Annotated in this window: 14 protein-coding genes; 8 read left to right on the forward strand and 6 right to left on the reverse strand. The window is 65.1% G+C overall.

What is annotated here, in order from left to right:
• Nucleotides 1–23: 23 nt before the first annotated feature.
• The 4 genes from LPA35_RS13040 to LPA35_RS13055 are packed head-to-tail and all read left to right on the forward strand — an operon-like array spanning nt 24 to nt 3,234.
• Entirely contained in the window at nt 24–953 is a 930-nt protein-coding gene (locus LPA35_RS13040; RefSeq protein WP_228897258.1) for an amidohydrolase family protein, read from the forward strand.
• 4 nt (nt 954–957) lie between these two features.
• Nucleotides 958–1,398 carry a protocatechuate 4,5-dioxygenase subunit alpha gene (ligA, locus tag LPA35_RS13045; RefSeq protein ID WP_055398479.1) on the forward strand — a complete coding sequence of 147 codons (441 nt, stop codon included), beginning with the start codon at nt 958–960 and terminating at the stop codon, nt 1,396–1,398.
• 2 nt (nt 1,399–1,400) lie between these two features.
• A complete protein-coding gene (locus LPA35_RS13050) occupies nt 1,401–2,267 on the forward strand; it encodes a class III extradiol dioxygenase subunit beta (RefSeq protein WP_228897259.1) in 867 nt (288 codons plus the stop codon).
• A 13-nt stretch (nt 2,268–2,280) separates the two neighbouring features.
• Nucleotides 2,281–3,234, forward strand: a complete 954-nt coding sequence (locus LPA35_RS13055; RefSeq protein WP_228897260.1) for a Gfo/Idh/MocA family oxidoreductase — start codon at nt 2,281–2,283, stop codon at nt 3,232–3,234.
• An 80-nt stretch (nt 3,235–3,314) separates the two neighbouring features.
• Here the strand turns inward: LPA35_RS13055 and LPA35_RS13060 are convergent, their stop codons facing one another.
• The 3 genes from LPA35_RS13060 to LPA35_RS13070 form a co-directional block, all read right to left on the reverse strand.
• Nucleotides 3,315–3,914: an ATP-dependent Clp protease proteolytic subunit gene (locus LPA35_RS13060; RefSeq protein WP_228897261.1), complete on the reverse strand. Its 600-nt coding sequence runs from the start codon at nt 3,912–3,914 to the stop codon at nt 3,315–3,317.
• A gap of 68 nt (nt 3,915–3,982) precedes the next feature.
• The gene (locus LPA35_RS13065; protein ID WP_228897262.1) at nt 3,983–5,302 is read right to left on the reverse strand and encodes a flavin-dependent oxidoreductase; all 1,320 of its coding nucleotides are present in this window, start codon (nt 5,300–5,302) and stop codon (nt 3,983–3,985) included.
• A gap of 122 nt (nt 5,303–5,424) precedes the next feature.
• Nucleotides 5,425–5,778, reverse strand: coding sequence for a FlxA-like family protein (locus tag LPA35_RS13070; protein ID WP_218300933.1), 354 nt, complete (start codon nt 5,776–5,778; stop codon nt 5,425–5,427).
• A gap of 159 nt (nt 5,779–5,937) precedes the next feature.
• Between LPA35_RS13070 and LPA35_RS13075 the strand changes: the two genes are divergently transcribed.
• The 3 genes from LPA35_RS13075 to LPA35_RS13085 all read left to right on the forward strand — a co-directional run bounded on the left by LPA35_RS13075 (nt 5,938) and on the right by LPA35_RS13085 (nt 8,517).
• A complete protein-coding gene (locus tag LPA35_RS13075; protein WP_228897263.1) occupies nt 5,938–6,765 on the forward strand; it encodes a sigma-70 family RNA polymerase sigma factor in 828 nt (275 codons plus the stop codon).
• A gap of 64 nt (nt 6,766–6,829) precedes the next feature.
• Nucleotides 6,830–7,438, forward strand: a complete 609-nt coding sequence (locus LPA35_RS13080) for a YdeI family protein (RefSeq protein ID WP_228897264.1) — start codon at nt 6,830–6,832, stop codon at nt 7,436–7,438.
• A gap of 59 nt (nt 7,439–7,497) precedes the next feature.
• Nucleotides 7,498–8,517 carry an aldo/keto reductase gene (locus LPA35_RS13085; protein WP_228897265.1) on the forward strand — a complete coding sequence of 340 codons (1,020 nt, stop codon included), beginning with the start codon at nt 7,498–7,500 and terminating at the stop codon, nt 8,515–8,517.
• 93 nt (nt 8,518–8,610) lie between these two features.
• Here LPA35_RS13085 and LPA35_RS13090 read toward each other — a convergent pair whose 3' ends face one another.
• Both LPA35_RS13090 and LPA35_RS13095 read right to left on the reverse strand, forming a co-directional pair.
• Entirely contained in the window at nt 8,611–9,531 is a 921-nt protein-coding gene (locus LPA35_RS13090; RefSeq protein WP_228897266.1) for an OmpA family protein, read from the reverse strand.
• A gap of 104 nt (nt 9,532–9,635) precedes the next feature.
• Complete coding sequence (locus LPA35_RS13095; RefSeq protein ID WP_055398468.1) at nt 9,636–10,013, reverse strand: DUF4398 domain-containing protein; 378 nt, start codon at nt 10,011–10,013, stop codon at nt 9,636–9,638.
• 373 nt (nt 10,014–10,386) lie between these two features.
• Between LPA35_RS13095 and LPA35_RS13100 the strand changes: the two genes are divergently transcribed.
• A complete protein-coding gene (locus tag LPA35_RS13100) occupies nt 10,387–11,535 on the forward strand; it encodes a mechanosensitive ion channel family protein (protein ID WP_228897267.1) in 1,149 nt (382 codons plus the stop codon).
• Nucleotides 11,536–11,746: 211 nt separating this feature from the next.
• Here LPA35_RS13100 and gap read toward each other — a convergent pair whose 3' ends face one another.
• Nucleotides 11,747–12,745 carry a type I glyceraldehyde-3-phosphate dehydrogenase gene (gene gap / locus LPA35_RS13105; protein ID WP_055398466.1) on the reverse strand — a complete coding sequence of 333 codons (999 nt, stop codon included), beginning with the start codon at nt 12,743–12,745 and terminating at the stop codon, nt 11,747–11,749.
• Nucleotides 12,746–12,828: the final 83 nt, after the last annotated feature.

Below are 12,828 nucleotides of genomic sequence, written 5' to 3' on the forward strand. Positions count from 1 at the left end.
GCAAAAAACCAAGGAGTACGCGCATGAGCGAATTCACAAAAACCCCTGGCTGGCTCGACTGGTACGCGGGTCCGAGCAAACCCCGGTTCCAGGTGCCTGCCGGTGCGGTGGACGCGCATTGCCACGTGTTCGGCCCCGGGGCCGAGTTCCCCTACGCCCCCGAGCGCAAGTACACGCCCTGCGATGCCAGCAAGCACCAGCTGTACGCGCTGCGCGACCACCTGGGTTTTGCCCGCAACGTGGTGGTGCAGGCCACCTGCCACGGTGCGGACAACCGCGCGATGGTGGATGCATTGGTGCACTCGGGCGGCAAGGCGCGTGGCGTGGCCACCGTCAAGCGCTCGGTCACTGACGAAGAACTGCAGGCCATGCACGACGCCGGTGTGCGTGGCGTGCGCTTCAATTTCGTCAAGCGTCTGGTGGACTTCACGCCCAAGGACGAGCTGATGGAGATTGCCGCGCGCATCCACCAACTGGGCTGGCATGTGGTGATCTACTTCGAGGCGGTGGACCTGCCCGAGCTGTGGGACTTCTTCACCGCCCTGCCCACCACCGTGGTGGTGGACCACATGGGCCGCCCCGATGTGAGCAAGCCCGTGGATGGACCGGAGTTCGAGCTGTTCCTGAAGTTCATGCGCCAGCACCCCAATGTGTGGAGCAAGGTGAGCTGCCCCGAGCGCCTCTCTGTGACCGGCCCCAAGGCCCTGAATGGCGAGCAGAACGCCTACACCGACGTGATCCCCTTCGCCCGCCGCGTGGTGGAAGAGTTCCCCGACCGTGTGCTCTGGGGCACCGACTGGCCCCACCCCAACCTCAAGGACCACATGCCCGATGATGGCCTGCTGGTGGACTTCATCCCGCACATCGCAACGACACCGGAGTTGCAAAAGAAGCTGCTGGTGGACAACCCCATGCGCCTGTACTGGCCCGAAGAAGTCACCGTGGAGGACTGACACCATGTCGCTCGATAAACCCTACCTGGACGTGCCCGGCACGACCATCTTTGATGCGGAGCAAAGCCGCAAAGGCTACTGGCTCAACCAGTTCTGCATGAGCCTGATGAAGGCCGAGAACCGCGTCCGCTTCAAGGCCAACGAACGTGCCTACCTGGACGAATGGGCGATGACCGAAGAGCAGAAGCAGGCCGTGCTGGCACGTGACCTGAACTGGTGCATTCGCCTGGGCGGCAACATCTACTTCCTGGCCAAGATCGGCTCGACCGACGGCAAGAGCTTTCAGCAGATGGCGGGCAGCATGACCGGCATGACCGAAGAGGAATACCGCAACATGATGATCAACGGCGGCCGCAGCGCCGAAGGCAACCGCTACGTGGGCGAAGATGGCGACGCTCAGGCCCACCGCCAGCCGCAAGGTAGCGCGGGCAAGAAAGGAATTTGACGATGGCCAAAATCACCGCCTCCGTGTTCACATCGCATGTGCCAGCCATTGGCGCGGCTATGGACCTGGGCAAGACCCACGAGGACTACTGGAAGCCCGTGTTCGCGGGCTATGACTTTGGCAAGCAGTGGATCAAGGACAACAAGCCCGACGTGATCTTCCTGGTCTACAACGACCACGCCACGGCCTTCAGCCTGGACCTGATCCCCACGTTCGCCATCGGCACCGCTGCCGACTACGAAGTGGCCGATGAAGGTTTTGGCCCGCGCCCCGTGCCCAAGGTCATTGGTCATCCTGACCTGGCCGCGCACATTGCGCAGTCGGTCATCCAGCAGGACTTTGACCTCACCATCGTCAACAAGATGGCCGTGGACCACGGCTTGACCGTGCCCCTGTCGCTGATGTTTGGCGAACAAGACCCCGTGAAGGGCGCTTGGCCCTGCCCGGTGATTCCGTTCGCCGTGAACGTGGTGCAGTACCCCGTGCCCAGCGGCCGCCGCTGCTACAACCTGGGCCAGGCGATCCGCAAGGCCGTGGAGAGCTACGACGAAGACATCAACGTGCACATCTGGGGCACGGGTGGCATGAGCCACCAGCTGCAGGGCCCGCGCGCAGGCCTCATCAACAAAGAATTTGACAACGCCTTCCTCGACAAGCTCATCAACGACCCCGAGGCCGCTGCCAGCATCCCGCACATCGACTATGTGCGCGAGGCGGGCAGCGAAGGCATCGAGCTGGTGATGTGGCTCATCGCCCGTGGCGCGATGGCCGACGTGGCCGGAGGCAAGCCCCCGAAGCTGGCGCACCGCTTCTACCATGTGCCAGCGTCCAACACCGCCGTGGGCCATCTGATTCTTGAGAACACGTAAAAGGACACACACCATGACCATCAAAGTCGCACTCGCAGGCGCTGGAGCCTTCGGCATCAAGCACCTGGACGGCATCCAAAACATTGACGGCGTCGAAGTCGTCTCCCTCATCAGCCGCGACCTGGCCAAGACCCAGGAAGTGGCCGACAAGTACGGCATCAAGCATGTCACCACCGAGCTGAAGGACAGCCTGGCCATCAAGGAAGTGGATGCCGTGATCCTGTGCACGCCCACGCAGATGCACGCCAGCCAGTCCATTGCCTGCCTGGAAGCGGGCAAGCACGTGCAGGTCGAGATTCCGCTGTGCGACATCCTGGCCGATGGCGAGAAGGTCGTCGCCCTGCAAAAGCAGACCGGCCTGGTGGCCATGTGCGGCCACACCCGCCGCTTCAACCCCAGCCACCAGTACGTGCACAAAAAGATCACGGCGGGCGAGTTCAACATCCAGCAGATGGATGTGCAGACCTACTTCTTCCGCCGCACCAACATGAACGCGCTGGGCCAGGCGCGCAGCTGGACGGACCACCTGCTGTGGCACCACGCTGCGCACACCGTGGACCTGTTCGCCTACCAGGCGGGCAGCCCCATCGTGAAGGCCAACGCCATCCAGGGCCCCATCCACAAGGACCTGGGCATTGCCATGGACATGAGCATCCAGCTCCAGGCCGCCAATGGCGCCATCTGCACGCTGTCGCTCAGCTTCAACAACGACGGCCCGTTGGGCACCTTCTTCCGCTACATCGGCGACACCGCGACTTACATCGCCCGCTACGACGACCTGGTGAACGGCAAGGAAGAGAAGATCGATGTGTCGAAGGTGGACGTGTCGATGAACGGCATCGAGCTGCAGGACCGCGAGTTCTTCGCCGCCATCAAAGAAGGCCGCGAGCCCAACGCCAGCGTGGCGCAGGTGCTGCCGTGCTACCAGGTGCTGCACAACCTGGAGCAGCAGCTCAACGCAGGCTGATTTCAAGAGAAACCGGCCGCTACCGCCTGTGTATCAAGCGCTATAAGCTATTGTTTTGATAGCAATTCGATGGGGCAGCGTCACGCCCTCAACGCGGCCTTGTTCTCGATGATGCGCGAGACCAGGCCGTAGTCCACCGCCTCTTCGGCCGACAGCCAGTGGTCGCGTTCGATGTCGGCCAGCACCACCTCCAGCGGCTTGCCCGTCTGCCGGGCGATGGTGCGCGCAATGCGCTGGCGGGCTTTCACGATCTCCCGCGCCTGGATGGCAATGTCGCTGGCCGGGCCACCTGCGCCGCCGCTGGGCTGGTGGATCAAAAAGCGCGTGTTGGGCAGGCAGAACCGCCGCTCGCGCGGCGCGGCCAAGTACAGGTGCGTGGCCGCGCTGCCCACCCAGCCGGTGCCGATCATGTTCACCGGCGCGGTGATGAAGCGCACCAGGTCATGCATCGTGTCACCCGACTCCAGGTGCCCACCGGGCGAACTCACCAGCATGTCGATGGGCTCGGCGCTGTCTGCATCCAGCGCAATCAGCCGCCGCGCCACATCGGCGGCCAGGGTGTCGGTGATGGTGCCGAAGACCAGCAGGGTGCGGGCCTTGAAGGCCTTTTCTTCCAAGTACGACGTGCGCGGCTCGGCGCCTTGGGTGGAGGATGGGGTGTTGGTGTCTGGCGTGTCCATGGGGGCAGGTCCTTGAAAAGAGTGACAGGACTGCCATGACGAACGAGACACGCCGGGCGTGACACCCCTCAGCCTGCGGCCACGCGCTGCCCCGGCACGATGGTGGGCGGCGCCGCATTCAGCGTCTCGATCGCAAACCCCGCCGCCGCCTTGTAGCGCGCCATGAAGCCTTCGCGCTCTTCGCGCGGCAGCACGTCGTCGATGTGGTCGAACACCCCGCCGCAGCGTTCGTCCACCAGCCCCAGCAGGCCAAAGGGGCCGGAGCCCCGGTTGCGCAGCACCAGCGCCGAGATGTCCTTGCACAGCTGGTCGTCATAGGCACGCAGCGCCTGCGGGCCCACGCCCTGCGCAATCAGCTGTGCGCCCAGCACGCGCGCATCCACGATGGCCTGGCTGGCGCCGTTGGAGCCCACGGGGTACATCACATGCGCCGCGTCGCCCAGCAGCGCCACGCGGCCGTCCACCCAGGTGGGCACGGGGTCGCGGTCGATCATGGGGTATTCAAAAATGTCCTTCGCACCCCGCAGCATCGCGGGCACGTCCAGCCAGCTGTAGTTCCAGCCGTCAAAGTGGTGAGCGAATTCCTCCAGCGCCACACGCCGGTTCCAGTCGCCCTGCTGCCAGCCGCCCTGGTTGTCCACCGTGATCTCGGCGATCCAGTTGATGGTGGCCAAGCCCGTGGCCGGGTCGGGCGGTGTGATGGGGTAGAACACCACACGGTGCCGCAGCGAGCCCACGCCCACAAACGAAGCGCCCGTTCGCACAGGCACCCCCGGCGTGGTGCCGCGCCACATGATGGCACCGCCCCACTGGATGGGCGGCTGCGCGGGGTGCATCTGCGCCCGCACGGCCGAGTGCAGGCCATCGGCGGCGATCAGCAGCGATCCGTCCACTTCCCGGCGTTCACCATCGCGTGTCTCGATGATCGCCGTCACACCGTCGGCATCTTGCCGGTAGCCCACCACCCGCTGTCCCAATTGCACAGCATCGTCACCCAGGCGTTCTCGCACGGCGTTGAACAGCATCATCTGCAGCTGCCCCCGGTGCACCGAATACTGCGGCCAGTGGTAGCCCGCCTGCAGGCCGCGTGGCTCGGCGTACACCTCGTTCCCGTTGCGGCCCACCAGGGCCCATTCGCGCGCCTGCAGGCCAATGGTGTCCAGCACTTCGTTGCCAAACCCCAGGTCGTGCAGTTCTCGTACGGCATTGGGCTGCAGGTTGATGCCCACGCCCAGCGGCTGCAGCTCGGGCACTGATTCAAAGACGATGCAGGGCACGCCGATCTGGTGCAGGGTCAGGGCAGTGGCCATGCCACCAATGCCACCACCGGCGATCAAGACGGGGTGGGCGGAAGAGGGATGTGAAGTGGTAGTAGGTGCGCCAGACATACCGAGATTGTCCATGCAATGGCGGGCGGAGCTTGTCGCGGACGCCGCAGGCGAATGCGGCGCTGGTGTATGCCGGGGCGGGGGCCGCAGGCAGAGGCCACCCGTTCAGAAAGCCGTTCTTTTCAGGCGTAGGTATCGACGTTGTTGCCCAGCCCAGCAGGTGGATTCTTTACCGATTGGGCCTTCTGCTGCTGCGCGGCACTGGCCGCCGCGCCTTCGGCCTTCGCCGCCTGGGCCCGTTGCTGCTCTTGCTGTTGCGCGCGCTGTATCGCCGTGATCTGGGCCTGCACCATCTGAATCTGGGCCTGCAGCAACTTGGCCTTCTGTTGCTTGGCCTTGGCATCCATGTCGGAGCTGGCCAAGCCCTTGAGCTGCTCGGTCAGCTCGCGCAGCTGCTTTTGCAGCTTGGCGATGTCGCTGCTGCCACTGGAGGAAGAGACCGGGCCGGTGGTGGAGGTGGTGCTGGCAATTTGCATCCCTGGTTATCGGCAAGGCGCAGGGAAAGTTGACTGGCGGCCCTCTCGCGTTGCGGGCTGTTGAACGCCGCCAACCCATGTGACGGAGGTAGTGACAACAGCCTGCGAGCCATTGTCTGCCGATGTGTGGCCGGCTTCAGCCTGTGGCACCATGCCCCGATGCAGAACGATGAACACCTGATGGCGCTGGTGAACGCCAGCCGCAGCACCTTGCTGCGTGCCGCAACGCGCCTGCTGGGCCCGGTCGAGGCCGAGGACGCCGTGCAGGACGCCTATGTGCGTGCGCTGGAGGCCAACGCCCCGGCGCTCAATGCGGCCCAGGCGTGGCTGCTGACGGTGGTGCGCAACCTGGCCATTGATCGACTGCGTCGCCGTCAGTGGATGGCGCAGTGGGCGGCAGAGACCATCCAGGCAGCGCAAGGGGATGCCCTCGTTTCGGTCGCGCCTTCGGCAGAGGCCGATGCCGCGCTGGCGCAGCAAGCCACGCTGGCGTTGCGGCGGCTGGCGGCGTGCGTGACGCCCGTGGAGGGGGCTGCGGTGCTGCTGCATGCTGTGTTCGATGCCAGCCACGCCGAGCTGGCGCAGGCCACCGGCCGGACGGGGGCGGCCAGCCGCCAGCAATTACGCCGCGCGTTGCAACGCCTGCGGCGGGCCGAAGAGGAGGCCCGCCGTGGTGATGGGCGCGATGAATCCAAGGACGCCGACCCTGCGGTGCTGCGCCTGTACCTGCAGTCGCTGCAATCGCGGGACGCACAGGGCCTGTGGGCCCTGCTGCGCCAGCCGCCGGTCAGTGCATTGGCCATACATGGTGCGGTGCATGCCGTGCTCCCGTTGCACCACAAAGCCCGACGCCCACGGGCCACGGCGGGTGGTGTGGTGCAGGTAGGCGGGCAACTGGGTTTGGTGCTCACGCTCGACGGCGTGGCACTGTGCGTGTTGCCCCTGGGGCCATGCGCCGAGCTGGCGCACGAAGGCGTGGCGGCCTAGCCGACGCACCCGCACAACAGCAATTGCCAGCCGCCCGCCTTCACAAAAAGACGTTCGCAGCACAATGGCCTCCCAGACCACCCCCACCTTCTTTGCCACCCCGAAGGCGTTCCGCCAGTGGCTGGAGCACCATGCAGACAGCGCGCCGGAGTTGCTGGTGGGCTTTCACAAGGTGGGTTCGGGCCGCCCCAGCATGGGATGGTCGGAGTCGGTGGACGAAGCCCTGTGCTTTGGCTGGATCGATGGCATCCGGCGGCGCATTGACGAGCACACGTATTCGATCCGCTTCACCCCGCGCAAGCCGTCGTCCATCTGGAGCGCTGTCAACATCGCCAAGGTGGAGCAGTTGCAGGCGGCGGGCCGCATGACGCCCGCGGGGCTCGCGGCCTTTGCCCACCGCAAGGCGCACAAGTCGGCCATCTATTCCCACGAGCAGGCGGCAGTGGTCGAGCTGCCGGCGTCGCTGCAGCGCGCCTTCCAGCGCAACAAGGCCGCGTGGCGGTTCTTTCAGGAGTCCACGCCACCCAGCTATCGCAAGAGCATGCTGCACTGGGTCGCATCCGCCAAGCGCGATGCGACCCGCGAGGCACGGTTTGCGGAGTTGGTGGCCGCCTGCGCTGCGGGTGAGCGCATTGAGCTGTGGGCCAAGCGGCCATCGGCCGCAAAATCTTAGGCCCCGCACCCAAGCCCGAGCCACCCGCTGGGTTGCCGCGCTTGCCGTAAGCTCGCGGCATGCAACAAAGAAACCTTGGACCTTTCTCCGTCTCGGCCATCGGCCTGGGCTGCATGAACCTGTCGCACGCCTATGGCGCGCCGGTGTCTGCCGAGCAGGGCGAGCGCGTGCTGCTGGCTGCACTTGATGCGGGCGTGACGCTGTTCGACACCGCCACGCTCTATGGCTTTGGAGCCAACGAAAACCTGGTGGGCCGTGTGTTGAAGCAGCACCGCAGCCGCTTCACGCTGGCCAGCAAATGCGGCATGCAGGGCGTGGATGTGGCGGGTGACGGCAAGCTGGTGCGCGTGATCGACGGGCGGCCCGATACGCTGCGAAAGACTTGCGAAGACAGCCTACGCCGCCTGCAGACCGATGTGATCGACCTGTATTACCTGCACCGCTGGGACAAAAGCGTGCCGATTGAGGAAAGCGTGGGCGCACTGGGCGAGCTGGTGCGGCGCGGGTACATTCGCACTGTGGGTCTCTCCGAGGTGTCTGCTGCCACGCTGCGCCGCGCGCATGCCGAGTTCCCGATCACGGCGGTGCAGACCGAGTATTCGCTGTGGACGCGCAACCCCGAGATTGCCGTGCTGGACGCCTGCCGCGAGCTGGGCGTGGCCTTTGTGGCGTTCAGCCCGGTGGCGCGGGGTTTCTTGTGTGGCGGCTTGACCGATGTGAGCACGCTGGACGCCAAGGACATCCGCCGTGCCATGCCGCGTTTTGCACCCGAGGCGTATGCGGCCAACCTGAAGCTGCTCGATGGCTACCAGGCGATTGCACGCGATGTGGGCTGCACGCCCGCCCAGCTGGCCCTGGCGTGGCTGCTGCACCAAGGTGAGCACATCATCCCCATCCCAGGAACCACGAATGTGGAGCATCTGCACGACGACCTGGGTGCCGTGAACGTGCGACTGGATGCGGCCACCATGGAGCGTCTGGGCGCGCTGATCAATGAGCGCACGGTGGTGGGCAATCGCTACAACGCCCAGAGCGCGCGCGAAGTGGATACCGAAACGTTTGAAGACCGCGCGGCGTAAGCGGCGCGGTCTTTGAAGCGTTTATTGATATAGGCCGCAGAAACCGGCGTGGCTCAAGCCAGTGGCCGCCGCGCAGCGCCTCAGGGGGGTACTTTATCTCCCGCGCAGGTTGCCCTTGTCATCGGCGATCACGATCTCCACGCGGCGATTCATCGCACGGCCTTCGGGCGATGCGTTGTCGGCCACGGGGTGGGCCTTGCCGTAGCCGCGTGCGGTGATGCGGCTGGTGTCCACGCCGCGCTGCACTAGCGCGTCGCGCACGGCTTGGGCGCGGCGGTCTGACAGGTCCTGGTTGTAGCTGTCGCTACCCACGCTGTCGGTGTAGCCCTCGATCAGCAGTTTGCGGTCCGGGAACTGTTTGAGGAAGTTGGCCAGCTTGTCCAGGCGCGGGCCGGCCTGGGCGGAGAGCTCGGCCTTGTTGAAGGCAAACAGCACATCGCCCAGAGTGACCAGCAGGCCGCGTTCGGTTTGCTGGGCCTCGAGTTCGCGCAGTTGTGCTTCGAGGGCGCGCACACGGTCTTGTGCGGCGTTGGCCTGGGCCATGGCGGCCGTGGCCTGGGCCTGCTGTTGGGCTGCACGTTGCTCTGCGCTCATCGCCTGTTGTTGGGCTTGCTGGGCGCGCAGGCGGGCTGCGTCAGCCTCTTGGGTGCGGGCCTGCAGGCGGATGCGGTCGGCTTCGCTGCCCGCTTGCTGGATGTTGGCATCGAGCTGGCGCGCGCGGGCCGCATTGGTGGCGATCTCGGCGCGTTGGCGGGCGATGTATGCCAAGTGGTTGGTCTCGGACGTGTCGCGGTCATCGGCCCACACGCGGTCGGCCTTGGCGAGTGCGTCGGTGGCTTGTTTCAGTTCGAGCTGCGCGTACTGGTTGACGGCCGGGTCTCCTGCAGCGGTGCTCACTGCGGTACGGGCCTCTTCCAGCGCGGGCAATGGGGTGGTGCTGGCGCAGGCGGCCAGCAGGCCTACGGCAATCAGGCTGGTGCACAGGGCGGTGGTTCGGTGAAAAAAGCGATGCATGGTCAGGTGTTCCTTGAGATTTTGGGGGAGGTCAATCGCGGGGCCCCAGCGGTGTTGGGCGTGAGTCCAGGTTGGGCGCTAGGGCTCCAACGTCTGGCGCTGGCCTAGCGCGGCGATCGGCGGTTGATTTCTTCTTGCAGCGCTCGGATGCCGTCTTGCACTTGCGTCAGGTTGGCGGCATTGCTGGCGGCGTCGGCGCGGGTTTCGGCCACGCGGGCATCTACCTCGGCCTCAGCGGCCAGGCGGCGCGCGGCCACATAGTCCTTTTCAGCCATGGCTTTTTCGGCCTGCATGAGCTTCTCGCGCGCTTGTTGCAACTGCACGGGGGCGCTGGTGGCCACCGCCGGGGCAGCCGCAACGCGGTTCACGGTGGTGCGGCTCACGGCCATTTGCTCGGTGGGTGCGGGGGTGGAGGAACAGGCGGCCAGTGCGCCCAGTGCGAGTGCCGCTGTGGCGGTGCGGATCAGTGCGGATGAATGCATGGTGTGGTGGACTCCTGTGGAGGTTGTGGGATGTGCCGCACCGAGATTTCGGGCGGGCAGCCAGCGGTGCTCTGGTGTTGATGCATTGTTGGGGCCCGCGCAGTACCGGGGCGTAGGCCCTGCCTCTGTATTGCTGTGGGGCATGTCTTACGAACACTTGCAAACGGGGCAGACCAGCGGCGCATTGGCCGTTGTCTGATCAACTGCGGAACTCTGACTTCCACGGGGTCTCGATCAAGGACGTTGCGCACCTTAGCGCTCCATTGCGGGGCTGAAGCGCCCTGCATGGCCGAGGTCACGGGTGACCCCGTGTATCAGCCCCGCCCCCGCGCGCCCCATCCCGTCACTGCACCACGAAGAGGAGAGTCCCCGCATGCAGCCATCCACCTTTATGACCTGGGTCCAGGAGACCACCTTTGCCGGCGTGCCGTTGTGGAGCCTGTGCGTGGCCCTGGCAGCCACCACGGCCACCTATGCAGCCATCCTTGTGGTGCTGCACCTGCTGACCCGCCGCGCCAAGGTGTGGGCCACGCAGTCGCACAGCGGCATGGCGCTGACCATGGTGGATGTGCTGGAAGGCACCAGCCGCACACTGATGCTGGTGGTGGCTCTGCTCGTGGGCGCGAGCCTGCTGGACCTGCCCGGCCGCTGGGAGAGCCGCCTGAGCCAGCTGTGGTTTGTGGCCGTGGCGCTGCAGATGGGCCTGTGGGGCATGCGTGCCATTGGCATTGGCGTGCGCCGCTATGTGGAGCGGCACTCGTCCAGTGGCATGACGCAGGTCAGTGCCTCGGCCACGCTGATGTCCTGGGGGCTGCGCACGCTGTTGTGGAGCGTGGTGCTGCTGGCCATCTTGTCGAATGTGGGCGTGAACATCACGGCCTTCATCGCCAGCCTGGGCGTGGGCGGCATTGCGGTGGCGCTGGCGGTGCAAAACATCTTGGGAGACCTGTTTGCCTCGCTCGCCATCGCGGTGGACAAGCCGTTTGAGGTGGGCGACTTCATCGTGGTGGGCAATGTGTCGGGCACGGTGCAGGTGATTGGTCTCAAGACCACACGCATCCGCAGCCTGCAGGGCGAGCAGATCGTGATGTCCAACACCGACCTGCTCAAGCAGACCATCAGCAACTTTCGCATGCTGGAGCGGCGGCGCATCGTGTTCACGTTTGGCGTGGCCTATGACACCACCCCCGAGCAAGCTGAGGCCATTCCGGGTGTGGTGCGCAAGCTCATCGAAGCCCAGCCGCAGCTGCGTTTTGACCGCGCGCATTTCAAGGCGTTTGGCGCCAGTTCGCTCGACTACGAGGTGGTCTATATCGTCGAAGACCCGGCCTTCAACGTGTACATGGACCTGCAGCAGTCCATCAACCTCGGGCTGCTGCGCGAGTTCAAGGCCATGGGCGTGGAGTTTGCTTTCCCCACCCGCACGGTGCACATCGCAAGTGCTCCAGGGCAGGTGCCGGGGCCTGCGCCGCTGGCTGTGGCGGCCTCAGCAGCGGCAGCTCCTGGGAGTGGTGACCGTTGAATGCCAGGTGCTCCGTACCTGCTATGCGCGGAGGGCGGGCAAAAAAAAGCCGGTGGCCTTGGCAGGCGACCGGCTTGAACAGGGTAGTTGCTACTAGCGCTTCTTCATCTTCAAAGGGAAAACTTTTCAAGACCTGCGCAAACAGGCCTGAGTCCGCCGTTGCGTTCCGGGGACAAGCATGGCGCCTGATCCCCTTTTGCGCAAGTCGTACTTACTTGGATACCACGCGCACCATTTCCAGGCACTTGTTCGAGTAGCCCCATTCGTTGTCGTACCAGCTCACGACCTTCACGAAGGTGCCGTCCAGTGCAATGCCAGCGTCGGCATCAAAGATCGAGGTGCGGGTGTCGCCACGGAAGTCGGTGGCCACCACCTTGTCTTCGGTGTAGCCCAGCACGCCCTTGAGCGCGCCTTCGGACTGGGCCTTCATCTCGGCCTTGATTTCTTCGTAGGTGGCAGCCTTGTCCAGCTCCACCGTCAGGTCCACCACCGACACGTCGGAGGTGGGTACGCGGAAAGACATGCCGGTCAGCTTCTTGTTCAGCGCAGGGATCACCACGCCCACGGCCTTGGCAGCACCGGTGCTGGAGGGGATGATGTTTTCCAGAATGCCGCGGCCGCCGCGCCAGTCCTTGTTCGAAGGGCCGTCCACGGTCTTTTGCGTGGCGGTGGCTGCGTGCACGGTGGTCATCAGGCCGCGCTTGATGCCCCACTTGTCGTTCAGCACCTTGGCCACGGGGGCCAGGCAGTTGGTGGTGCACGATGCGTTGGAGATGATGGCCTGGCCCGCGTAGGTGTCGTGGTTCACGCCGAACACGAACATGGGGGTGTCGTCCTTGGAGGGGGCCGACAGGATGACCTTCTTGGCACCAGCGTCCAGGTGCTTCTGCGCGGTGACCTTGTCCAGGAACAGGCCGGTGGATTCGATCACCACGTCGGCGCCGACTTCGTTCCACTTCAGGTTGGCGGGGTCGCGCTCTTGCGTCAGGCGGATCTTCTTGCCGTTGACGACCAGGGTGTTGCCCTCGACCGAGACTTCGCCCTTGAAGCGGCCATGCACCGAGTCGTACTGCAGCATGTACGCGAGGTACTCGGGCTCCAGAAGGTCGTTGATGCCCACGACTTCGATGTCGCTGAAGTTCTGGATGGCCGAGCGCAGCACGTTGCGGCCGATGCGGCCGAAGCCGTTGATACCAATCTTGATCGTCATAGGGAGCCTCTTCAAAGTTGCAAAGTCGAAATCGGGAATCTGCCGCCGCGCGCCCGCTGGCAGCGGGGCACAGCGGGCAGGAG

This window comes from Acidovorax sp. Leaf73 (assembly GCF_916855635.1).
GTDB classification, from domain to species: Bacteria; Pseudomonadota; Gammaproteobacteria; order Burkholderiales; family Burkholderiaceae_C; genus Acidovorax; species Acidovorax facilis.